22 protein-coding genes are annotated in these 22,641 nt (G+C 33.4%); 11 read left to right on the top strand and 11 right to left on the bottom strand.

Annotation, left to right across the window (positions count from 1 at the left end; genetic code table 11):
• Positions 1-68 precede the first annotated feature (68 nt).
• Both AB3G39_RS04095 and AB3G39_RS04090 read left to right on the top strand, forming a co-directional pair.
• The gene (locus AB3G39_RS04095) at positions 69-350 is read left to right on the top strand and encodes a hypothetical protein (protein ID WP_367772264.1); all 282 of its coding nucleotides are present in this window, start codon (positions 69-71) and stop codon (positions 348-350) included.
• Between the two features lie 2 nt (positions 351-352).
• Positions 353-742 (top strand): group III truncated hemoglobin, encoded by a 390-nt coding sequence (locus AB3G39_RS04090; protein WP_367772266.1) that lies wholly within the window; start codon positions 353-355, stop codon positions 740-742.
• A 27-nt stretch (positions 743-769) separates the two neighbouring features.
• Here AB3G39_RS04090 and AB3G39_RS04085 read toward each other — a convergent pair whose 3' ends face one another.
• Positions 770-1,417, bottom strand: a complete 648-nt coding sequence (locus AB3G39_RS04085; protein WP_369752636.1) for a 4'-phosphopantetheinyl transferase superfamily protein — start codon at positions 1,415-1,417, stop codon at positions 770-772.
• A 270-nt stretch (positions 1,418-1,687) separates the two neighbouring features.
• On the opposite strand from AB3G39_RS04085, the gene ahcY reads away from it, so the two are divergent.
• Entirely contained in the window at positions 1,688-3,004 is a 1,317-nt protein-coding gene (gene ahcY, locus AB3G39_RS04080; RefSeq protein WP_369766087.1) for an adenosylhomocysteinase, read from the top strand.
• A gap of 425 nt (positions 3,005-3,429) precedes the next feature.
• Here the strand turns inward: ahcY and rpmA are convergent, their stop codons facing one another.
• Both rpmA and rplU read right to left on the bottom strand, forming a co-directional pair.
• Complete coding sequence (gene rpmA, locus AB3G39_RS04075; protein WP_007137428.1) at positions 3,430-3,696, bottom strand: 50S ribosomal protein L27; 267 nt, start codon at positions 3,694-3,696, stop codon at positions 3,430-3,432.
• Between the two features lie 23 nt (positions 3,697-3,719).
• A complete protein-coding gene (gene rplU / locus AB3G39_RS04070; RefSeq protein WP_367755512.1) occupies positions 3,720-4,142 on the bottom strand; it encodes a 50S ribosomal protein L21 in 423 nt (140 codons plus the stop codon).
• Between the two features lie 246 nt (positions 4,143-4,388).
• Here rplU and AB3G39_RS04065 point away from each other — a divergent pair, with 246 nt between their 5' ends.
• Together AB3G39_RS04065 and AB3G39_RS04060 are read left to right on the top strand one after the other, a co-directional pair.
• Positions 4,389-5,714 (top strand): M16 family metallopeptidase, encoded by a 1,326-nt coding sequence (locus AB3G39_RS04065; RefSeq protein ID WP_369766086.1) that lies wholly within the window; start codon positions 4,389-4,391, stop codon positions 5,712-5,714.
• A gap of 7 nt (positions 5,715-5,721) precedes the next feature.
• Positions 5,722-7,137 (top strand): M16 family metallopeptidase, encoded by a 1,416-nt coding sequence (locus AB3G39_RS04060; protein WP_369766085.1) that lies wholly within the window; start codon positions 5,722-5,724, stop codon positions 7,135-7,137.
• A gap of 82 nt (positions 7,138-7,219) precedes the next feature.
• Here the strand turns inward: AB3G39_RS04060 and AB3G39_RS04055 are convergent, their stop codons facing one another.
• From AB3G39_RS04055 to mutY, 5 genes are all read right to left on the bottom strand, one after another.
• Entirely contained in the window at positions 7,220-8,086 is an 867-nt protein-coding gene (locus AB3G39_RS04055) for a DMT family transporter (RefSeq protein WP_367755518.1), read from the bottom strand.
• Positions 8,087-8,328: 242 nt separating this feature from the next.
• Entirely contained in the window at positions 8,329-8,919 is a 591-nt protein-coding gene (gene gldD / locus AB3G39_RS04050; RefSeq protein ID WP_367772276.1) for a gliding motility lipoprotein GldD, read from the bottom strand.
• Complete coding sequence (locus tag AB3G39_RS04045) at positions 8,912-10,210, bottom strand: gliding motility-associated protein GldE (protein WP_367772277.1); 1,299 nt, start codon at positions 10,208-10,210, stop codon at positions 8,912-8,914. The genes gldD and AB3G39_RS04045 overlap by 8 nt, the downstream gene beginning before the upstream one ends.
• A 23-nt stretch (positions 10,211-10,233) precedes the next feature.
• Positions 10,234-10,674, bottom strand: a complete 441-nt coding sequence (locus AB3G39_RS04040) for a single-stranded DNA-binding protein (RefSeq protein WP_367755526.1) — start codon at positions 10,672-10,674, stop codon at positions 10,234-10,236.
• A gap of 51 nt (positions 10,675-10,725) precedes the next feature.
• Entirely contained in the window at positions 10,726-11,760 is a 1,035-nt protein-coding gene (mutY, locus tag AB3G39_RS04035) for an A/G-specific adenine glycosylase (RefSeq protein ID WP_367755528.1), read from the bottom strand.
• A gap of 134 nt (positions 11,761-11,894) precedes the next feature.
• Here mutY and AB3G39_RS04030 point away from each other — a divergent pair, with 134 nt between their 5' ends.
• Together AB3G39_RS04030 and AB3G39_RS04025 are read left to right on the top strand one after the other, a co-directional pair.
• Entirely contained in the window at positions 11,895-12,185 is a 291-nt protein-coding gene (locus AB3G39_RS04030; RefSeq protein WP_016989051.1) for an HU family DNA-binding protein, read from the top strand.
• Between the two features lie 367 nt (positions 12,186-12,552).
• Positions 12,553-14,097 (top strand): Rne/Rng family ribonuclease, encoded by a 1,545-nt coding sequence (locus AB3G39_RS04025; RefSeq protein ID WP_367772281.1) that lies wholly within the window; start codon positions 12,553-12,555, stop codon positions 14,095-14,097.
• A 317-nt stretch (positions 14,098-14,414) separates the two neighbouring features.
• On the opposite strand, the gene AB3G39_RS04020 is transcribed toward AB3G39_RS04025, so the two are convergent.
• Positions 14,415-15,581 carry an MFS transporter gene (locus tag AB3G39_RS04020; protein ID WP_369766084.1) on the bottom strand — a complete coding sequence of 389 codons (1,167 nt, stop codon included), beginning with the start codon at positions 15,579-15,581 and terminating at the stop codon, positions 14,415-14,417.
• A 127-nt stretch (positions 15,582-15,708) separates the two neighbouring features.
• Here AB3G39_RS04020 and AB3G39_RS04015 point away from each other — a divergent pair, with 127 nt between their 5' ends.
• Entirely contained in the window at positions 15,709-16,542 is an 834-nt protein-coding gene (locus AB3G39_RS04015; RefSeq protein WP_369766083.1) for an AraC family transcriptional regulator, read from the top strand.
• A 161-nt stretch (positions 16,543-16,703) separates the two neighbouring features.
• Entirely contained in the window at positions 16,704-17,744 is a 1,041-nt protein-coding gene (locus AB3G39_RS04010) for an ion channel (RefSeq protein ID WP_367772287.1), read from the top strand.
• A gap of 49 nt (positions 17,745-17,793) precedes the next feature.
• On the opposite strand, the gene AB3G39_RS04005 is transcribed toward AB3G39_RS04010, so the two are convergent.
• Positions 17,794-18,237 carry a nucleoside deaminase gene (locus AB3G39_RS04005; protein WP_367774071.1) on the bottom strand — a complete coding sequence of 148 codons (444 nt, stop codon included), beginning with the start codon at positions 18,235-18,237 and terminating at the stop codon, positions 17,794-17,796.
• 122 nt (positions 18,238-18,359) lie between these two features.
• Between AB3G39_RS04005 and AB3G39_RS04000 the strand changes: the two genes are divergently transcribed.
• Both AB3G39_RS04000 and AB3G39_RS03995 read left to right on the top strand, forming a co-directional pair.
• Positions 18,360-20,141 carry a 1-deoxy-D-xylulose-5-phosphate synthase gene (locus tag AB3G39_RS04000; RefSeq protein WP_369766082.1) on the top strand — a complete coding sequence of 594 codons (1,782 nt, stop codon included), beginning with the start codon at positions 18,360-18,362 and terminating at the stop codon, positions 20,139-20,141.
• A gap of 35 nt (positions 20,142-20,176) precedes the next feature.
• On the top strand, positions 20,177-21,139 hold the full coding sequence (locus AB3G39_RS03995) for a DUF3078 domain-containing protein (RefSeq protein WP_369766081.1): 963 nt from the start codon (positions 20,177-20,179) through the stop codon (positions 21,137-21,139).
• A 2-nt stretch (positions 21,140-21,141) separates the two neighbouring features.
• Here the strand turns inward: AB3G39_RS03995 and AB3G39_RS03990 are convergent, their stop codons facing one another.
• Positions 21,142-22,488: a deoxyguanosinetriphosphate triphosphohydrolase gene (locus tag AB3G39_RS03990; protein ID WP_369752645.1), complete on the bottom strand. Its 1,347-nt coding sequence runs from the start codon at positions 22,486-22,488 to the stop codon at positions 21,142-21,144.
• Between the last annotated feature and the right edge of the window lie 153 nt (positions 22,489-22,641).

The following is a 22,641-nucleotide window of genomic DNA, read 5'->3' as shown; positions in this document are numbered from 1 at the left end:
TTTATGATTTGAATCATAAATACCACGAGTCCCATACCTCTAACTTTGTCATATTAAATTTTTACACTATGACACTTTATAAAAATACATTAGAGAATTTCGACAAAAATTTTATTGGTTTTTCAACTTTAGCCATATTAGGACAAAGCTGTCTCGGTGGAGCTGCAGCTATGATGATATTAGCAAATGGAACTTCTTTTGGACAGATGATTCAACTTAGTATTATTGTACTAATTTGCATGCTAGTGAACACTTCTATTTTAGCACAAATGAAACACAAACTAATTTTTAATCTAATTATTGCAAGTACTATTCTAAGCACTTTATTGATTGTATTAAATAATCTTTAATAATGAAAAAGACTATTGATAACCGAGCTGACATTTCACTTTTAGTCACCACTTTTTACAAGAAAATAAGAGCTGATAGTGAAATAGGTTTTTATTTTAATGACACCATACTTAACTGGGAAGAACATGTAACAAAACTGACCGATTTTTGGGAAACCAATTTATTTGCGGTCAAAAAGTACAGCGGAAACCCAATACTGGCTCACAATACAATCGACAAGTTATTTACTAACCAAATATCATCACACGAATTTGGCATTTGGCTGAATTTATGGTTTGAAACCTTAGACGAGTTATTTTTAGGAGAGAATGTGGATATTCTAAAAAGAAGAGCCCGAAAAATGAGTACTTTTCTTTATATGAATATGTTCGAAAGCCGAACTAAAGTGTAGTTCATTTATACCGTTTTGCAACACATATTACTTTTTCTCAAAAGCATACACAAGCCCAAAGTCTTCTATTTCTTCGTGAAATATTTTAAAATCTTTCACTAACTTATCAAAGTGAAGTTCTGCTCTTAATTCTTTATCATCTAAACGGAAGGCTTTGACTTTAATATGATCCTTGAAACTAATTCCCTTTTCATTTCTAATTTTAAAAATAGCTTCTTTGGCTCCCCAAATCACAGTAAGTTTTTTTATGTATTCTTCGTGATTTTTTATATCTAAATAGTTGAACTCTTCATCAGCAAATTTATCAGCGATGCGAATGATTTTTTCTCTTTGTAGCTCAATATCGATGCCTACGGTTTCATCACTCAGAATAATAGCTGAAAAATGGTGGGAATGTGTAATAGAAATGTATTTACCATCTATAAGATGTGGCTTCCCAAACTCATCGTAATACAAGTCTAAATCATTATAACCTGCCTCTTGCAAGAGTTTACGAACGCTTAAAAAACCCCGTTGATGCAAGTCGGATTTCATATTATCAAGTCGGATACGGTTTTTCATGTTTAACACAACTTCCCCATGGAGTTCATCAAAAGATTCGGTGATTTTCCAAACCAGAATTTTAGTATTTATCCCAACGCTTGGGGAGAAGTTTATGGTCTTGTATAAAGGCATGATTCTATATCGTGATTTTTAGCCCCGATGGCAACGGCATCCTTTTTATCTTGAAAATTGTTTTAGTTTACCAAAACAAGTTCAAGATAAAAAGATATAGTGAACAGCGGGATTAGCTCCTGAAAATGAAGCTAAACAGTCTTTAAATTATTATTTTACTGATTTTTAAAAGATTACACTATTAAACAATTCATAAATATAAGTGAATCCTTTTTAAATCATAAGTTATTACGTAAATTTGCAAAAAATTACAATACAAATATACTATAAATGAGTACTACAACTATGCCTTTTGTGGCTTTCAAAGTAAAAGACATCTCTCTAGCAGCCTGGGGAAGAAAAGAAATTGAACTAGCTGAAGCTGAAATGCCAGGTTTAATGGCACTTCGCGCTGAATACAAAGACGAACAACCTCTTGCTGGTTCTCGTATTGCTGGATGTTTACACATGACGATTCAAACTGCAGTTTTAATAGAGACTTTGATTGCTCTTGGTGCTGAAGTGACTTGGTCTTCTTGTAACATTTTCTCAACTCAAGATCAAGCTGCTGCTGCTATCGCTGCTGCAGGAATTCAAGTATACGCTTGGAAAGGTTTGAACGAAGAAGATTTTGACTGGTGTATTGAGCAAACATTATTCTTTGGTGAAGATAGAAAACCATTGAACATGATTCTTGATGACGGTGGAGATTTGACTAACATGGTTATTGACCGTTACCCAGAATTAGTTGCTGGAATCAAAGGATTGTCTGAAGAAACTACAACTGGAGTTCACAGACTTTACGAAAGAGTAAAAGCAGGAACTTTACCAATGCCTGCTATCAATGTTAATGACTCGGTTACTAAATCGAAATTTGACAACAAATACGGTTGTAAAGAAAGTGCAGTTGATGCAGTTCGTCGTGCAACTGATATTATGCTTGCTGGTAAAAGAGTAATCGTTTGTGGATATGGTGACGTAGGAAAAGGTACTGCTGCTTCTTTTAGAGGTGCTGGATCTATTGTTACAGTTACTGAAATCGATCCAATTTGTGCTTTGCAAGCTGCAATGGACGGTTTTGAAGTGAAGAAATTAAACACTGTTGTTGGAAATGCTGATATCATCATCACAACAACTGGAAATAAAGATATCGTTCTTGGTTCTCACTTTGAGCAAATGAAAGATAAAACAATCGTTTGTAACATTGGACACTTTGATAACGAAATTGCAGTTGCTTGGTTAAACACAAACCATGGAGCATCTAAAGTTGAAATCAAACCACAGGTTGACAAATATACTATTAACGGTAAAGATATCATCCTTTTGGCTGAAGGTCGTTTAGTAAACTTAGGTTGTGCTACAGGTCACCCAAGTTTTGTAATGAGTAACTCATTTACAAACCAAACTCTAGCTCAAATCGAATTATGGAAAAACAGTGCATCTTATGATAATGATGTTTACATGTTACCAAAACACTTAGACGAGAAAGTAGCAATGCTTCACTTGGCTAAATTAGGAGTTGAATTGGAAACGCTACGTGACGATCAAGCGGCTTACATTGGTGTTCCAGTTGACGGACCATTCAAACCAGAATATTACAGATACTAAATGATTGTAAATTAGCGATTGCTGATTATAATTTTAGATTTATAGAAACCCTTGCAAGAAACTGAACTAAATTCAGTCTGAATGCGAGGGTTTTTTGTTTTTGGGCGAGACCCTACGTAAAAACTTCGGGTCGGGCTATTCACTATATCTTTTATTTCTTCCCGAAGTTTCGAGACGAAATAAAAGGATACCGCTACTATCCCTTTCGCAGTTCCCACGAGCTAGGGAATCCCTTCCTGCACAGATTTTCACGTAGAGCTGCAGTGAGGCTCTGCAATTACGCAACGTTTTGACACAAACAATTTTTACAATCAAAAAAATCCATTTCCCGTTCAGCCACCCTCTCCTTTAGTAAAGGACTGGGAATTATCCACAAAAAAACCCGCTTCTTTCGAAACGGGTTTTTAATAAATTGAGAAAATCAATTATGCTTCAACTTCAAATGGAAGTATAGAAACGTATGATTTGTTGTCTCTTTTCTTTTGGAACTTTACAATCCCAGGTACTCTAGCATGTAGTGTGTGATCTTTACTGATGTAAACATTTTCACCTGGATTGTGCTTAGAACCTCTTTGTCTTACGATGATGTTCCCTGCAATAGCAGCTTGTCCTCCAAAAATCTTAACGCCTAAACGTTTTGATTCTGATTCTCTACCATTCTTGGAACTACCGACACCTTTCTTGTGAGCCATGACGTATTAGTTTAATATTGTTATTATTCTTTAGTATCTTCTTTTTTCGCTTTTGGAGCTTTTTTTACTTTTGGAGCTGCCTCTTCAGTAGTTGCTTCAACCGCTGCTTTCTTAGGAGCTGCTTTTTTAGCACCTGCTGCAGTAATACCTTCAATTACAATTTGAGTAAGATATTGTCTATGACCGTTTCTCTTTTTGTATCCTTTTCTTCTTTTCTTTTTGAAAACGATTACTTTATCTCCTTTTAAGTGTTGTAACACTTTAGCTTCTACTGAAGCACCTTCTATAGCTGGGGCGCCTAAAGTGATAGATCCATTGTCATCTAATAAAAGAACTTTGTCAAAAGAAACTTTTGAACCTTCTTCATTAGTCAAACGATGAACATAAACCTTTAAGTCTTTGCTTACTTTAAATTGTTGCCCTGCTATCTCTACGATTGCATACATACCGAATTGATTTATTGATTTTTAAGGTTGCAAATATACAATTTATTTTTTACCATGCAATCACTTAAAGGAAAAAATGTTTTCATTGCTTTTCTCCCCATTTTCAAGACTTTAGAAGCCCTAAATATCATTAGTTTACGTATTAATTAAAAACTATTGCACTTTCATCCTTAAAAAAAAGGTATTTTTGGAGTAACAATAATCCACTTTCAATAACTTATTGTAAATACATTTTTATTAATCTTTATGAAAAAATCAATAATGGTATTAAGTTCTGCCCTTATGCTTGGTGGAGTAGCAACTGCCCAAAAAATAGCTTTTGAAGAATATGATCTTGATAACGGAATGCATGTTATTTTGCATCACGACCCTACAGCACCGGTAGTTATCACCTCCGTAATGTACCATGTAGGCTCAAAAGACGAAAATCCTGAAAAAACAGGTTTTGCCCATTTTTTTGAACACTTATTATTTGAAGGAACTGCCAATATAAAACGCGGAGAATGGTTTAAAATTGTAGCTTCAAATGGAGGTACTAATAATGCCAACACTTCTGACGACCGAACCTATTATTACGAAGTCTTCCCTTCCAATAATTTGGAATTGGCTCTTTGGATGGAATCCGAAAGATTAATGCATCCTATAATCAACCAAATTGGTGTTGATACTCAAAACGGTGTTATAAAAGAAGAAAAAGCATCCCGTTATGACAATCGCCCTTATGGAAAAATCATAAACGTAGTAAAAGAGCACCTGTTTATTAACCATCCGTACAGATGGTCCACCATTGGCTCCATGGAACATTTAGATACCGCTACATTGGAAGATTTTCAAGCTTTTAATAAAAAGTTCTACACCCCTAATAATGCTGTACTGGTTGTTGCAGGAGATTTTGAAAATGCAATTACTAAAGAATGGATTCAAAAATACTTTGGAACTATCAAAAGAGGAGAAGAAATACAAAAACAAGTTTTTACCGAAGAACCCATTACACAAACTATTAAAGCAACTTATCAAGATCCAAATATCAAGATCCCAATGATTGTTGCCGCATATAGAACGCCTTCAATGAAAACTAGAGACGCAGTTGTTTTGGATTTCATTTCTGCTTATTTAAGCGATGGTAAAAGTTCAAAATTGTACAAGAAAATTGTTGACCAAAAGAAAATCGCCTTACAAATTGGAGCCGTTAATCTTAGCGAAGAAGATTATGGAATGTACATTTTATATGGTCTACCAATGGGCACTAATTCATCTGAAGATTTATTAAGAGAAATAGATGAAGAAATCCTAAAAATACAAACTGAATTAATTACTGACAAAGACTATCAAAAACTATTGAATCAATTTGAGAATCAAAATGTAAATAACAATTCTAATGTAGAAGGTGTTGCCGAAAATCTAGCCAAGTATTATTTGCTTTATGGTGACATTCATTTAATAAATAATGAGATTGATATTTACCATTCTATTACCCGAGAGGAGATTCGAACAGTGGCTAAAAAATACTTAAATCCAAACCAACGATTATTATTGGATTACGTTCCCGCTACTGAAACAGCACAGAACTAAGATAATCATGAAAAAAATAAGAATTACACTCATCCTTTTGTTTATAACAGGAATTATGCAAGCACAAGATCGCCCACAACCCAAAGCCGGAAAAGCTCCAGTGGTAAACATAAAAAAACCACAAACTTTCTTTTTGGCAAATGGACTTAAAGTCATGGTAGTCGAAAACCACAAATTACCAAAAGTTACTTTTAATCTTACGATAGACAATCCCCCATTTGCCGAAGGCGATAAAAAAGGGGTAGATGAACTTTGCAGTTATTTAATAGGAAGCGGAAGTACTAAAATCACAAAAGATGATTTAAATGAAGAAGTAGACTTTCTTGGTGCAAATATCAGCTTTAACTCCCATGGCGCATACGCGAGTTCTCTTTCTAAATATTCGGGGCGTATTTTAGAACTACTTTCTTATGGTGCTTTATACCCTGATTTCACTCAAGAAGAATTCGATAACGAAAAAGCCAAACTTCTTGAAAATCTAAAATCGCAAGAAAAAAGCGTTCCTGCTATTGCCAATAGAGTCATAGACGCCTTAGCATTTGGAGAAAACCATCCATCTGGAGAATACATTACTGAGGAAACTATAAACAATGTGACTCTTGCCGATGTTAAAGCTAACCACACAAACTATTTTGCTCCTGAGAACGGTTATTTAGTAATCATCGGCGATGTCAAATTCAAAGAAATAAAACCAATTGTCGAAAAGCTTTTTGGAACTTGGAAAAAAAGGAATACTCCTAAATTAACTTATACTGCACCACAAAACGCACCTTTTACTCAAATAAATTTTGTAGACGTTCCTAGTGCTTCACAATCTGAAATTTCATTAGTCAACACCATAAATTTAAAAATGGGAGACAAAGATTTTTTCCCCGCAGTAATTGCTACCTATATATTAGGAGGAGGCTTCAATAGTTACTTAAATATGAACTTACGAGAAGAACACGGCTGGACGTATGGCGCTAATGCTATTATAGGTGCCGGTAAATATGTGTCCAAATTAAGATCAGCATCATCCATTAAAACTAGCGTTACAGATAGCGCAGTCGTTGAATTTATAAAAGAAATCAAAAGAATCCGAACCGAAAAAGTGTCCGTACAAACACTTAACGAAGTCAAAGCGGGCTATATTGGTCGTTTTGTAATGCAGGTCGAAAAACCACAGGCCGTTGCACGATATGCATTAAACATTGAAACGGAAGAACTACCAAAAGATTTTTACGAAAACTACATCAAAACAATAAATGCGGTAACCCCAGAAGATGTACTACAAGCTGCTAACAAGTATTTTTTAATTGACAATACTCGAATCATTATTGCTGGTAAAGGAGCCGAAGTAATCCCTGGCTTAGAAAAACTCAATATCCCTATATCCTATTTTGATAATTATGGAAACTCCATAGAGAAACCGAATTACAAATAAAAAAATAGTACTCTTTTTAAAACACAAAGGCGGTCTAGAAAGACGGCCTTTGTTGTTTATATCATATTCAAAAGAGCAGCTACTACTTTTTCGCCGATAAATACACTCCTATTAAAATAATGAATGCACCAAAAAACTGTACAGGTGTCAACATTTCATTATCTAATAACCCCCAAAAGAAAGCCACAACTGGAATCAAATAAGTCACTGAAGTTGCAAAAACGGGTGATGAAATTTGGATTAATTTAAAAAATAAAATATTAGCAATCCCAGTTCCTACTACACCCAAGATCATAATGAAATAAACCGAATGCTGTACTTTTTCAACTGCTAGCACATCATAAAATCCTGTAAAATACAGAATTGTTAATGCGGGAAATATTAGAAATAAAAAATTTCCCGTTGTTATACTAAGCGGAGCTAAATCAGACAGAAATCGTTTGATTAGATTTACGTTGACAGCATAGCAAAGTGAAGCAATAACAACCAAAATAGCATAATAATAATTTTGATCCGGATGGTTCATTGCTCCGTTAAAAACGAGAAGTAAACTCCCAACCAATCCAATAAAAACACCCCAGACCTGTCTTCTTTGAAAATTAACACCAAACACTAAAGCACCCAAAATCAACGTATTTAAAGGAGTTAATGAGTTTAGAATCGAACTTACTGAACTATCAATTTCTGTTTGCGCTAATGCAAAAAGAAAAGCAGGAACAAAAGTCCCAAATACCGAGGTTAGAGCAATATATTTCCATTTCTCTTTAGGGATCTTTGACAAACTTTTAAAACCAATCAACAACAAAAAAATGGCAGCAAATATAATTCGTAATGAACCCACTTGAATCGCGGACAACCCTATTAATCCTTTTTTAATTAGAATAAAAGAACTCCCCCAAACCAAAGAAAGCACCAATAAATAACCCCATTTTAATTGTTTTGATTCCATATCTGTAATTTTACCCCAAAATTGTAACAATTTTATGAATAGACTGCCTTTTTTTAATTTATTTTAGAAATAAATTACAACTCCCATCAAATAAGTACAATACAATATCACAGCTAATTGCTCTCAGAAAAATTGAATCAGAAATTTGAAACAACTATCTATCAAAAATAACTTTGAAACATGCTACCTAGCATTTTACTCAAAAAAAAAGCGTCTCAATTGAGAAGCTTTTATATGAAAATTTATTTCCATTTTAAGGTTTCCAGCAGTCTTTGCATGTCATTTTTCACATAACTAGCTGCAGGCATAATGGAATCAAAATTAGGTTTTGCGTAGAAATAGATAGAACCCGTTACAAAATGCTTAATACTGTCAGTAGCATAAAACTGAGAATTCGTAGCCGCATTCCCATCTACTTGATAAAACATTCCAAACACTTTTTTTTGCGGGTTCAAATAGGGTTGCTCTAATATATCATCGGCTTTTATAACATGCTCATAAGTTAGTTTTTGAGCATCCCTCAATAACTTATTAATATTGTTATTTACAGGCTTATAAGTCAGATAAATAGTTGCTTTCATTTTTGGATAGGTAATCGTAAAACCACAATCCTTTTCTCCTTTTATAACAGCTTCTGAATTCATTTCAAAAGTAAACGGGCACTTATTTTCAAAACCCACATATTTAGCCACTGGATAATCCAAACGCAAATAGCTTGATGGTTTAGGAATAACATCATCTTTACAACTTGAAAAAAGAAGTACCCCTGAAAATAAAATTAAAAACACTACTGCTGTTTTAAACTTTATAGGTGCTGTTTTAAAATTAAGCATCAATTGTAACTTTTATTTGTTTTATACGTTTCTTATCTACAGTTTCAATAGTAAACAAACAGTTTCCATATGAAATTTTTTGTCCTTTATTTGGGAAGTTCCCAGAGATTTCGAGGATAAATCCAGCCAACGTTTCGGCTTCCCCTTTTTTAATTTCAAATAGATCTTCATCAACATCTATAATTCGGTAGAAATCTTTAAGATTTATCTTCCCTTCAAAAATATAATTTTTATCATCTAACTGAGAAAAATTAACACCCTCGTCATCAAACTCATCGCTAATATCACCAACAATTTCCTCTATTACATCTTCCAAAGAAACCAAACCAGAAGTCCCTCCATATTCATCAACAACTATAGCCAAATGGCTTTTCATATTTTGAAAATCTTTCAACAAATTGTCTAATTTTTTATTTTCTGGTACAAAAAACGGCTCTCTAATTAATGTAGCCCAATCAAAATCAGTAGTATTTAAGTGTGGTAATAAATCTTTTACAAAAAGTACCCCTTCAATTTGATCTACATTATCTCTATAAACAGGAATTCTAGAATACCCTTTTTCAATAATTTTAGCATATATTTCACTAAAGGTTTCAGTTATTTCCAAAGCAAAAATATCAATCCTAGGACTCATTACCTGCTTTGTATCTGTATTTCCAAAAGAAACAATTCCTTCAAGAATTTTTTGTTCCTCAGATGAAGTTTCGTCAGATGAAGTAAGCTCTAATGCTTGTGATAATTGATCCACAGAAAAACTAGTTTTTTGCTTTCCTAATTTATTATGTAAATACACCGTGGCCTGACGCATTGGAATACTTAATGGCGAAAGTAACTTGTCAAGTATTACTATTGGATAAGCAACACCCTTAGCAAATTTAATATTATTTCTACTTGCATATACTTTGGGCAAGACCTCTCCAAATAGTAATAATAAAAAGGTCACAACTATTACTTCTAATATAAATTTTAAAATAGGAGAACTGATTGCCGCAAATAAGTCATTCCCAATAAATGAAAATAAAATTACTACTCCAATATTGATAAAGTTATTAGCGACAAGAAGTGTAGCCAGTAATTTTTTTGGCCTTCCTAAAAGGTCAGACAAAATTCTCCCTTTGGAGGCATTTCCCTGTATTGCTTCATCAATATCTTTTTGAGATAAGGAAAACAAGGCAACTTCGGCTCCAGAAACTAATGCAGAGCAAAAAAGCAATACAAATATTCCGGCAAAACCAAACACTAGATCAGTATCTAATGTATAGGCAAAATTTAAACTGGGCTCTGGGTCCAAATTAAAAAAGATTAGTTAAACAATTAAAACGGCAAATCATTGATTGGTAAGCCGTTATTCTGTGGGTCAAAGTTAGTGTTTTTTGTCGATTCTTGAATGGGAATTTGCTTGTTGTTTTCTCCATCCTTTTTTGTGGATAAAAAAGTGAACTCTGTAACCTGTATTTCAGTAGTGAATTTTGTTACACCTTCCTCCGTTTGCCATTGACGTGATTTAATTCGACCTTCTACGTAAATTTTATCTCCTTTCGAAAGATATTTTTCGCAAAGCTCAGCAGCTTTATTACGTACTACCAAATTATGCCACTCTGTAGAAGTTATTTTTTCATTAGTCGTTTTATTTATATAGACTTCATTTGTTGCCAATTGAAACCGTCCAATACAATTTCCTCCATCAAAATAGTGCATTTTCACTTCATCACCAAGATGCCCAATAAGCATCACCTTATTTAACGTTCCGTTCATTTTATTTATTATGGTATTTCTATCAAAGATACATTTTTTACAAACCAAATATTATTCCTTTTCAATAAAATTATGAATCACTATTGGAAAAGGGAACGTCTTTAAAGCAACATTGTCAACCCCATTTTCAATCACCCCTTTTACTTTAATTTTCCAGAACTTAATATATAGGTGTTGATGTGATAATTTATGAATTATACTTTCAGCATTACACTCCATTATACTGACAACCTCATTATTCTTAAAAAAATCATTTTTCACCTGCATGGCTACATATTCAAAATCTTCCACCTTATCCGTTTCAATAACTGGAAATTCATATAGATTTTGCCAAATCCCTTTTGAAGTTCTCTTTTGGATTAGCGTATCCTCACGCTCATCAGAAACCACTAAATAATTAAAATAACGATTTCTAACTTTTAGTTTCTTAGACTTAACAGGCAATTGGTCTACTTTGTTTTTTTGTAAGGCTGCACAACTTTCGTTAAAAACACAAATGCTGCAATTAGGACTTTTAGGCACACATTGTAAAGCACCAAACTCCATAATTGCCTGATTAAAGGTTGCCGGATTATCTTTAGGCATTAATTCAAAAGCCAAAGCGGCAAACTCTTTTTTGGCGGAAGCCAAAGCGATATCCGTTTCAATATCAAAATAACGAGATAATACTCGAAACACATTTCCATCTACAACAGGAACCGTTTCATTATAGGAAAAAGAAGCTATGGCCGCTGCAGTATATTCGCCAACTCCTTTCAACTTCAATAACTCATTATAAGTATCAGGAAAAATTCCTGATAAATCATTAGCTACATATTGCGCAGTTTTATGTAAATTGCGAGCACGGGAATAATACCCTAAACCTTGCCATAGTTTCAAAACCTGTTCTTCATCGGCTTTAGCCAAATCAAATACAGTAGGAAATGCTGTAGTAAAAGACAGAAAATAAGGCATTCCTTGCGCTACTCGAGTCTGTTGCAACATGATTTCAGAAAGCCAAATAAAGTAAGGATTGGTGGTATTTCTCCAAGGTAAATCACGTTTATTTTGTAAATACCATTGAATTAGCAAGTTAGAAAAAATCATTATTAAATATTTGTTTGCAAAAGTAAAAGTTTATATGATTAAAATTTAACGAATTAGCTTGATTTATTGTTTTTTAAATTCCTATATTTGCACACTCAAAAAAATTATTACAATATAATAAATAAGGAAAGAAAATGACGAAAGCAGATATCGTAGCAAAAATTTCAGAAAAATTAGGTCTTGAAAAAGGTGATGTTCAAGCAACAGTAGAGACTTTTATGAATGAAGTTAAAAATTCATTAGAAACTGGAGACAATGTTTATTTAAGAGGTTTTGGAAGTTTCATTGTGAAAACAAGAGCTGAGAAAACTGGTAGAAATATTTCTAAAAATACCACAATAAAAATTCCTGCACATAACATTCCTGCATTCAAACCTGCAAAAGTTTTTGTAGAAGGAGTAAAAATAAATAACGAAGCAAAATAATATTAATTAATCATAAAATCAACACAATATGCCAAGTGGTAAAAAAAGAAAGAGACATAAGGTAGCAACTCACAAACGTAAAAAAAGAGCGAGAGCTAACCGTCACAAAAAGAAAAAGTAGTTTATAACTACTTTTTTCTTTTTAAACGTTCATTGAAATCGAAAATTAGTATTCAGTCGTCAGTTTTTAGTATTCAGTTTACTGATCACTTATTACTGCAAACTGCCAGCTAGTTTTCTCCGGGTTCAATACCTGTTAAAATTATTGTTTAATCCATCCTTACAATTCAGTTATGAATTATGAGTTAAGAGTTTTTAAAACTTTAAACTTTATATTAAAACTAAAAGTTTGGATAAAAATTTACAGATGAATAAAGAATTGATCATTAGATCTAGTTCTGATTTCGTAGATTTTGCCTTATTAAAAGATGGAAAACTAATTGAATTACACAAGGAAGAAGAAAAAAGCAATTTTCAAGTTGGAGATATTTTTATCGCCAAAATTAGAAAACCCGTTGCTGGACTTAATGCCGCTTTTGTAAATGTAGGCTTCGAAAAAGATGCTTTTTTACATTATCACGATTTGGGTCCAAATTTATCTTCCCAACTGAAATTCATAAAACTTGTAAGCGCAGGTAAATTAAAAGATTTCTCCCTAAAAAACTTTCAGTTTGACAAAGAGATTGATAAAGATGGTACTATTACAGATGTAATAAATGCCAATCAATCTATCCTTGTACAAGTCGTAAAAGAACCAATATCTACTAAGGGTCCAAGAATTAGCGCTGAGCTTTCTCTTGCCGGACGTTTTATTGTTCTAGTCCCATTTTCTGATCGCGTCTCTATTTCTCAAAAGATAGAAGACAAAAAAGAAAAAGACAGACTAAAAAAACTTGTACATTCAATCAAACCCAAAGGTTTTGGTGTTATTGTTCGCACAGTAGCAGAAGGCAAAAATACAGCCGAATTAGAAAAAGATTTGCAGAACCTGCTAAGCAGATGGGATGCAATGTGTAAAAAATTACCAACTGCTCATCATCCATCCAAAATATTAGGAGAGCTTAATAGAGCTTCTTCGATATTAAGAGATGTTTTTAATGATACCTTTAGTGGTATTCAAATTGATGATGAAGAGTTGTACAACCAAACTAAGGATTATTTGCAAGAAATTGCACCATCCAAACAATCAATTGTTAAGTTTTATCAATCAAACGATACACCAATTTTTGAGAAATACAATATAGAGAGACAAATCAAGACTTCATTCGGGAAAACAGTATCCATGAGTAAAGGGGCTTATCTTATTATTGAACATACTGAAGCTTTGCACGTTATTGACGTAAACAGCGGAAACCGTTCTAATAAAGCTACCAACCAAGAAGACACTGCCATGGAAGTCAACATGATAGCTGCTGCTGAAATCGCTAGACAATTGCGTCTACGTGATATGGGTGGTATTATTGTAATTGATTTTATCGATATGTCTAATCCAGAAAATCGTAAAGTTTTGTTCGACTTCTTGAGAGAAGAAATGAGCGATGACAAAGCGAAACATAAAATCTTACCTCCTAGTAAATTTGGATTAGTCCAGATTACAAGACAAAGAGTAAGACCAGAAGTAAATATAAAAACTAGAGAAGAAGATCCAAACGATGTTAAAGGCGAAATTGAAGCGCCAATTTTAATTATCGACCGAATCAATTCTGATTTAGAAAGAGTTTTAAAAACCCACAAAGATGTTGTACTTAATGTACATCCATTTGTGGCAGCATACCTTACCAAAGGTTTTCCATCATTACGTTCAAAATGGTTTTTTGAACATAAGAAGTGGGTGAAAATCATACCTCGTGACGCTTACACGTATTTAGAATATCATTTCTTTGACAAAAAAGGAAATGCTATAAAAGACTAAACAAAAAACCGCCTTTCGTGAGATTGGCGGTTTTTTTGTGCGTCATTGCGAGATTATTCGAAACAATCTGTAATTTATAATTTATTTGTTTTTAAGAGCTACTTCCAGCTATACGCTGCAATCTTTTTATTTTTAAAGAAAAAATAAAAAGGATTTCCACTGCTATCTGGGCTAAAGTAATTTCATTATCAATACAATTACCTTCTCTCCAGAACGAACAAAAAACAAATTGCAATTCAGTTGAAGATCTTAAAAACAAGAAAACTGTTCCTATAAACTAGAGTTATCTACTTATAAATCAATAGTCACTAACAAATTTAGTTGTTTTGCCATTTTAATATTCGGCGCTTTCTCTGAAGAAAAATTGTTGTAAAAAACACCCCTGATAATGCCATCACAACTCCAACTAAATTAGGAGTTGCGTAGCTTAAGCCAGCGACTAGAGGCAAACCACCAAGAAAGGCACCTAATGCATTACCCACATTAAATGCGGCTTGAATTGCAGCCGAAGCAATCATCTCTGAGCCTACAGCCGTTTTAATCATCAGCATTTGAATAGGAGCTCCTATAGAGAATGAAATACATCCAGTAGTAAATACTAACAACAAACTCACATATTGGTTTGAAGAGAATAAATAGACTAAGATTAAATCAACCGACAGAAATAGAAGAATCGATATAATTGTAATTTCAGGAGAAAATTGATCGGTCAACTTCCCTCCTATTAAATTTCCTATAACCATCCCAAACCCAGCTAAAACCAATATATATGAAACATCTGAAGCAGAGAATTGTGACACTTCTGTGAGCAACGGAGCGATATAGCTAATCCAACAAAATAATCCTCCAGTTCCGATGGCTGTAATTAAAATAACCAACCAAGCTTCCGGTCTCTTAAAAAATTGCAATTGACTCTTAACTGTTTGTTTTGCTCTAGCTTCTAAATTTGGCATCCAAAAGTAAAGAGCAACAAATGTGATCATACCAATAAAAGCAATTATTATAAAAGTATAACGCCAAGCAAAATGATGTCCTATATAAGTTCCAATAGGCACCCCAGCAAGATTGGCAATCGTTAAACCAGAAAACATAATTGATATAGCTTGCGCTTCTTTCCCTTTATCGGCAAGACGAGTAGCAACCACGGCACCAACACCAAAAAAAGCTCCATGTGGCAATCCAGAAAGCAAACGTGAAATAAACAGCAAACTATAAGATGGTGCAATTATAGATAATGAATTAAAAAAAGCAAGCATTGCTGCTAATATCAGCAATATCTTCTTTGGCGGCTCATTTCTCGCTATTATTACAATTAAGGGCGCACCAATAACAACACCTAAGGCATAAGCCGAAATTAAATATCCAGCAACTGGAATGGATATTTTTAAATCAGAGGCGATATCAGGCAATAGTCCCATCATTACAAACTCTGTTATTCCTATTGTTAGCCCACCCAACAAAAGAGAAAAAAGACTTTTTTTCATGTAAAAAAAATTAATTATTTGAATATGCAGCTTTTTTTAAAATAAGCTGCTATTAGATTTTGCAAATTTATTTATTAAGCAATGGAATAAATTGTAGATTTACACTATAAACTTGTAGTTATCCGTTATGAAAAAGTTAAATCAATTTGAGTCATTAGTTATTGATGAATTTGAAGAAGAAAAGTTTCACCTCCCAACGCATAGTCACACCTATTACGAAATCATCTACATCTTAAAAGGAAACGGAATTCATCATTTAAACAAAAATCTATTACCCTATAGAGCTGGAGATTTATTTGTGATTTCACCTGATGATGAACATTATTTTGACATTAAAAAAAGTACTCGATTTGTCTTTATAAAATTCACCGACACTTATTTTAACTCAAACAAAAAACTTTCTTGTGACGAGTTTCTTTTAAACACACCAGAGAATTTCATGCGAGACCAATCTCTAAAAGAAAATGTTTTGAGATTCGATGAAACTTGCAAAATAATACTAAAAAATACAATCGAAAACATCACTAAGTACAATTGCAAAACAAACATTTCAAGTTCACCAATCATTTTCTATCAAATACTTTCTATTTTTGGGCTAATCAAGGAAACTATGCGCAGCATGAATATGCAAATCACAGGAAACGCTATTGATAACGATCAAATCATTTCCTATATTCATCAAAATATTTACAATCCAAAACTAGTTCAAATCAAAACAATTGCCAATCATTTCAATATATCCCATACGTATTTTGGTACTTATTTTAAACGCAATTTTTCTCTAACTTATAGAGACTATATCAATAACCTAAAAATACAACTAATTGAAAAAAGAATAATTCATAAACAAATGTCAATTAAACAAATTGCATATGAATTTGGTTTTACTGATGAAAGTCATCTCTCAAATTATTATAGAAAACAAAGAAATAGGAAACCCAGTGAGATTAAAAAGGATTAAATCACAAATCAAAGTCAATTTAATTTGAGTCTTTATTTTCACCTTCTAAGAACGACACTATATTAACTGTTTATTCCCTATATTAGTTGCCTAACTATAGCTAAACTACTAGACAAGACCAACATTAATGTTGAATTTTTGATAAGATTAAAATAAATACTATGAACTATTTTGTTTTTTTTCTAGGAATCATTCTCCTTTTGGTAACTACTTCCGATTTAATAAATACATCATTATCCGTTCGTGGAGCCGGTTTTATTTCAAAAAGGTTATCCAAATCTATTTGGAGTCTATTATTGGTCATTAATAAAAAAACAGGACGCAAAAAAGTTTTAGAACTTGGAGGAGCTTTTATTTTAGTTTCGATTCTGATTAACTGGCTTTTTCTTATATGGATATCGGCTAGCTTGTTGTTCATTAGTGATCCTAATTCAATTATGAATGTTGAAACAAATTCGAAAACGACAATTATTAATAAGATTTATTATACTGGCTATACACTATCTACTTTAGGTTTAGGTGACATGGAATCCTCAGGTGAATTTTGGGACATACTTACTGCCATACTTTCTTTTACAGGTTTGATTTTGATTTCTATAGCGATTACCTATTTAATTCCAGTGGTTTCAGCTGAAATAATGAAAAGAAAAATAAGTGTTTATATCAATACACTTGGTGGATCGGCAGAAGAAATTCTATTGAATTATTGGAATGGAAAAGATTTTAAAGAGCTGGAACAACCTTTTATAAGCCTCATAGATTCTATCATTTTACACGCCCAAAATCATAAAGCCTATTCTGTCTTGCACTTTTTTCATTCCTCAGACAGAAAAGAAGCCTTTGTTCTCAATCTTACGAACCTTGACGAGATGCTTACTATATTACTTTATAATATTCCAGTAGACCAACGACCTTCAAAAAACATTCTTATTAGATTGAGGAAAGCCATTTCTAGCTATCTCGTTACTCTTCCAGCCACTTTTATAGTACCTGGTAAAGAAATCCCACCCATACTAAAACTTACAGCCCTTGAGAATAAAGGAATAAAAATTATATCCGGTGAAAAGGTAGATTTAGAATATGAAAAACTAAAAACCAGACGTCAATTATTACTGTCACTTATTAAAGATGATGGCTGGGAGTGGGCTGATCTAAAAACCAGCGGCTATAATCATGCAATAAATACGGGAGAAACTTACTAAATACTTGTCTAACCTTTAATCAAATTATCGCTTTTGGGTTTTTAAAAAATCACTTCCTTTTTCCAGCAAAAAACCGCTTCATCAATTCGGCAGCTTCATCTGCTAGAACACTATGAACAACAGTTGTTTTTGGGTGTAGTTGCGTTCCCATTTTTTGAAAACCGCGCTGCAAATCACTGGCTCCAAAAACAATTTTAGAAATCTGGCTCCAATACAAAGCTCCGGCACACATCTGGCAAGGCTCCAGCGTAACATAAAGCGTGCAATCTTTCAAATATTTTCCCCCAAGATAATTAGCCGCTGCCGTTATGGTTTGCATTTCAGCATGTGCCGTCACATCGTTCAATAATTCTGTCAAATTATGAGACCGGGCTATAATTGTATTATTAATCACAATAATGGCACCAACAGGAATTTCTCCTTTTTCAAAAGCTATTTCGGCCTCATTCAAAGCCTTTTTCATAAAATATTCGTCGGTGAAAATGTTTTCCATAATAATAGCTACAAATTCACAAATTTTAAATTCTTTGTGAATCATCCTTATGTTTGTTAATCTTTATCTAACAACTTTTTTATCGAATGTAAAAATACAATTTCAAATCGTACATTTGCTTTATGTCAGCTAATTTACTTTCAAAGATAAATACCCCAACCGATTTACGCCAACTTGACGAAGCGCAACTTCCTCAGGTAGCTAAAGAATTACGTAATTTTATCATTGATATTGTATCCGTAAAAGAAGGTCATCTAGGGGCTAGTTTGGGCGTGATTGAACTTACGATTGCCTTGCATTATGTATTAAATACTCCAGAGGATTTATTGATTTGGGATGTAGGTCATCAAGCGTACGGACATAAAATATTGACTGGTAGAAGAGAAACTTTTCATACCAATAGGCAATTAGGCGGTATATCTGGCTTCCCTAAAAGAAGTGAAAGCATCTATGATGCCTTTGGCGTAGGTCACTCCTCTACTTCTATTTCGGCCGCATTAGGAATGGCAATTGCTTCAAATTTAAACGGAGACTTTGAAAAACAACACATAGCAGTCATTGGGGACGCCTCCATCGCCTCCGGAATGGCTTTTGAAGGATTAAATCATGCTGGCGTTACCGATGCTAATTTATTGGTAATTCTTAATGATAATGCTATTGGCATCGACCCTAGTGTAGGTGCTTTAAAAAACTATCTAACTGCTGTAAAAGAAGGAAAGAATCCAAGACAAAACAACATGATTAAGTCCCTGAATTTTGACTATTCAGGACCTATTGATGGTCATGATATTTTTGCAGTTATCAAAGAACTAAAACGATTACAAAAAATAAAAGGCCCAAAATTCCTTCATGTGATAACTACAAAAGGAAAAGGGCTAAAACAAGCTGAGGAAGATCAGGTAAAATACCATGCTCCTGGAAAATTTGATGCCAAATCGGGAGAAATTCATTTAAAGTCGGAAGAAAATCTTGCTCCAAAATACCAAGATGTTTTTGGTTTAACCGTATTAGATTTAGCCAGAAAAAATAAAAAAATTATAGGTATCACACCAGCTATGCCCTCAGGAAGTTCCCTAAAATTTATGATGGAAGCACTTCCTGAACGTGCTTTTGATGTTGGAATTGCAGAGCAACATGCAGTAACACTTTCAGCAGGAATGGCTACTCAAGGCATGATCGTTTTTTGTAATATATACTCGACCTTTTTACAGCGCGCTTACGACCAAGTGATTCATGATGTCGCAATACAAAACTTACCTGTTATATTTTGTTTGGATCGTGCTGGTTTAGTTGGCGAAGATGGCGCAACGCATCATGGTGTTTTTGATATTTCGTATTTACGCTGTATTCCAAATATGATTATTTATGCCCCTTTAAATGAAATTGCCCTTCAAAACATTTTATACACTGCCCAGTTAGGTCTAAAAAACCCTATCGCTATTCGCTATCCTAGAGGCCGTGGCGTAACACCTGATTGGCAATCCAAACATCTAGGAAATTATGAAGAAATCGAAATTGGAAAAGCAACTTGTTTAAAAAAGGGAAGCGAAGTAGCCGTACTTTCTAATGGAACCATCGGAAAAAATGTCATCGAGGCTTTGGATAATTTAAATAATCCAGAAACAATCTCCCATTTTGACTTTCCTTTCGTTAAACCTTTGGACGAAAAGGAACTACACATTATATTTAAAAAGCATAAATCAATCATAACGATAGAAGATGGGTCAATAACTGGAGGATTTGGATCAGCAGTTTTAGAATTTGCATCTCAAAACGAATATACTACTAAAATAAATACATTAGGAATCCCTGATCTATTTATTGAGCAAGGAAGTGTATTAGAACAACAACAAATTTGCAAAATTGACGTTAAAAGTTTGGAATTAATTTTTTCAACTAAATGAAAATAATTATTTTGCGCCCTTTAACGAATCGACCCATGACCAAACTACTTTCTTTCGCTTGTCTTCTATTTTTGTTCTCTATTAACACCTTTTCACAGAAAATTATAACCACTATACTTCCTGAACCTAAAGTAAAAGACACGATTACACATTGGGTTAAAAAAAACAAAATAGGTTTTGACATATCAGAGATTGCCTTTGTCAATTGGAACGCTGGGGGAACTAGTTCTATTTCCGGTTTATTGAAAACCAAATTTAACCGAATATACACCAAGGACAATTACAATTGGTCAAACGAACTGATTATGCGTTACGGGTTGAATAAACAAGATGGGGTTGAACTTCGCAAAACAGATGATGTCTTCCAGTTTAATTCTGCTTTTGGATATAGAAATGACACTATTTCAAACTGGTATCATACCGCCAAATTTAATTTTAATACTCAGTTTACGGATGGTTACTCCTACCCAAACAAAGAGATTTCTGTTTCAAAACCTTTTGCTCCAGCTTATGTATTTTTAGGTCTAGGAGCTGAATATGCTACAAAAAAGAAAGACAGAATGCTTTATCTATCCCCTTTTACTTCTAAAATGACTTTTGTTATGGATCAAAGATTAGCCAATCAAGGATCTTTTGGGGTTGAAAAAGCAATTTATGACATTAACGGAAATCTAATTAGACAAGGAGAAAAATCAAAAATTGAGCTTGGTTTTTTATTGACTGGATATTATAAACAAGAAATTTTAAAAAACATCACCCTTGAAAATCGTTTAAGTTTATATTCTGATTACATCCATCACTTTGGGAATATTGATGTAGATTACGATTTATCGCTGGATTTAGTCGTAAACGAACATGTGAGAACCAACATAGGGGTTCATCTTATTTACGACGACGATATTAAAGCTAAAGAAGATGTTGGTGGCGTACAAGTCACTGTTGGTCCTAAACTTCAATTAAAACAAGTATTAGGAGTTGGGATTGTTTATCTTTTCTAATACTAAATTCCTTTTTTTCCGTTAATGGTATTGAATAATTCTAATGCATTTCCGTCTGTTAATAAGGAAATATAATGACAGATATGCAAGAGTCTTTCGTACAGATTTTCTTTTTCTAAATGATGCTTTTCAGGTAACATCTTTAAAATAAGTTCATCATAATTAGACGCCTTCCCATTAAATTTATTATCATATGCAGTAATGAATTTATCTAGTAATGTTTGAATAATTTGGTAGCCTACAATTTCCTTTTCAATCACTTCGCGACTTTGATAAATATTATTCACACTGATTTTGATGATATCATCCATTTGTGCTTTGTATTTACTTTTATCGGTCAAAGCATGCGGGAATTTTCCATTTAAAATTGCTTCTTCATTATCCACAAAAACTTTTACAGCATCATTGATTAAACTACCAATAGCTAAAGCACGTAAATAACTGATTCGGTCTTCCTTTGTTTCTAATGTTTTGTATTTTGAAGTATCAATACTGTCTTTTACCAATTTGATTAAATATTCCAAGGCAAAATCCTCAGAAACTAATCCCAAATTAATTCCATCTTCAAAATCAATAATCGTATAACAAATATCATCCGCGGCCTCTACTAAATAAGCCAGTGGATGTCTTTCAAATCCAATATCACTGCCCGACTTATTAGGAATCATACCCATGTCTTTAGCCACATGTTCAAAAAACTTTTTATCCGTTTGGAAGAATCCGTATTTTTTATCAGCAATATTTTTGGTTGGTTTTTTAGGCAAACTTTCCTTTGGATATTTCATAAAAGCACCAAGTGTCGCAAACGAAATACGAAGTCCGCCTTCAATTCCTGGTCGGCTTGCTGTAAGCACCGAAAAACCATTGGCATTTCCTTCAAAATCAATTAAATCCTGCCATTCTTTGTTAGACAATTGGTCTTTGTATTGTTTACCCTTTCCAATTGAAAAATACTCTCCAATTGCTTTCTCTCCAGAATGACCAAAAGGAGGATTCCCTATATCGTGAGCCAATGAAGCTGCTGCTACAATAGCGCCAAAATCATTCATATGGTAGCCATGAACTTCTTTTAAATGTGGGTATTTATCAATTATTTTTTTACCTACTAATCGACCTAAAGAACGTCCCACAACTGAAACTTCTAAACTATGCGTCAATCGAGTGTGTACAAAGTCGGTTTTCGAAAGGGGAATTACCTGTGTTTTATCTTGTAAACTTCTAAAAGCGGCAGAGAAAATAATACGGTCGTAATCTACTTCAAAACCCAAACGGGTGTCATCTTGTTCAATACGTAATCTTTTGCTTGTGTCGCCTTGTCGTTTTAATGATAAAAGTTGTTCCCAGTTCATACTGTTTTTGTCGAATTTGAATATTTGGATAATTATTCAAAGATAGAGAAATACCAATAACTAAAAATAGGTTTATCTTGATTTATAAAAGAGCCCAAAGAAAACCTTGCCTTAAATGGAGTTATCATTTAAAAATGATTAAAAACAACAATA

The sequence above is a fragment of the Flavobacterium sp. WC2416 genome, from assembly GCF_041200095.1.
Lineage (GTDB): Bacteria > Bacteroidota > Bacteroidia > Flavobacteriales > Flavobacteriaceae > Flavobacterium.
Note: the sequence above shows the minus strand (reverse complement) of the source record. Positions and strands in the feature narration are given on the sequence as shown.

Coding starts and splice junctions, on each gene's coding strand:
- AB3G39_RS04095 (WP_367772264.1), top strand. CDS start 69: ATGACACTTTATAAAAATACATTAGAGAATTTCGACAAAAATTTTATT.
- AB3G39_RS03995 (WP_369766081.1), top strand. CDS start 20,177: ATGACCAAACTACTTTCTTTCGCTTGTCTTCTATTTTTGTTCTCTATT.
- AB3G39_RS04025 (WP_367772281.1), top strand. CDS start 12,553: ATGAATAAAGAATTGATCATTAGATCTAGTTCTGATTTCGTAGATTTT.
- AB3G39_RS04005 (WP_367774071.1), bottom strand. CDS start 18,237: ATGGAAAACATTTTCACCGACGAATATTTTATGAAAAAGGCTTTGAAT.
- rpmA (WP_007137428.1), bottom strand. CDS start 3,696: ATGGCTCACAAGAAAGGTGTCGGTAGTTCCAAGAATGGTAGAGAATCA.
- gldD (WP_367772276.1), bottom strand. CDS start 8,919: ATGCTTAATTTTAAAACAGCACCTATAAAGTTTAAAACAGCAGTAGTG.
- AB3G39_RS04060 (WP_369766085.1), top strand. CDS start 5,722: ATGAAAAAAATAAGAATTACACTCATCCTTTTGTTTATAACAGGAATT.
- AB3G39_RS04020 (WP_369766084.1), bottom strand. CDS start 15,581: ATGAAAAAAAGTCTTTTTTCTCTTTTGTTGGGTGGGCTAACAATAGGA.
- AB3G39_RS04015 (WP_369766083.1), top strand. CDS start 15,709: ATGAAAAAGTTAAATCAATTTGAGTCATTAGTTATTGATGAATTTGAA.
- AB3G39_RS04055 (WP_367755518.1), bottom strand. CDS start 8,086: ATGGAATCAAAACAATTAAAATGGGGTTATTTATTGGTGCTTTCTTTG.
- AB3G39_RS04010 (WP_367772287.1), top strand. CDS start 16,704: ATGAACTATTTTGTTTTTTTTCTAGGAATCATTCTCCTTTTGGTAACT.
- AB3G39_RS04065 (WP_369766086.1), top strand. CDS start 4,389: ATGAAAAAATCAATAATGGTATTAAGTTCTGCCCTTATGCTTGGTGGA.
- AB3G39_RS04000 (WP_369766082.1), top strand. CDS start 18,360: ATGTCAGCTAATTTACTTTCAAAGATAAATACCCCAACCGATTTACGC.
- AB3G39_RS03990 (WP_369752645.1), bottom strand. CDS start 22,488: ATGAACTGGGAACAACTTTTATCATTAAAACGACAAGGCGACACAAGC.
- AB3G39_RS04085 (WP_369752636.1), bottom strand. CDS start 1,417: ATGCCTTTATACAAGACCATAAACTTCTCCCCAAGCGTTGGGATAAAT.
- AB3G39_RS04090 (WP_367772266.1), top strand. CDS start 353: ATGAAAAAGACTATTGATAACCGAGCTGACATTTCACTTTTAGTCACC.
- AB3G39_RS04030 (WP_016989051.1), top strand. CDS start 11,895: ATGACGAAAGCAGATATCGTAGCAAAAATTTCAGAAAAATTAGGTCTT.
- AB3G39_RS04040 (WP_367755526.1), bottom strand. CDS start 10,674: ATGAACGGAACGTTAAATAAGGTGATGCTTATTGGGCATCTTGGTGAT.
- rplU (WP_367755512.1), bottom strand. CDS start 4,142: ATGTATGCAATCGTAGAGATAGCAGGGCAACAATTTAAAGTAAGCAAA.
- ahcY (WP_369766087.1), top strand. CDS start 1,688: ATGAGTACTACAACTATGCCTTTTGTGGCTTTCAAAGTAAAAGACATC.
- mutY (WP_367755528.1), bottom strand. CDS start 11,760: ATGATTTTTTCTAACTTGCTAATTCAATGGTATTTACAAAATAAACGT.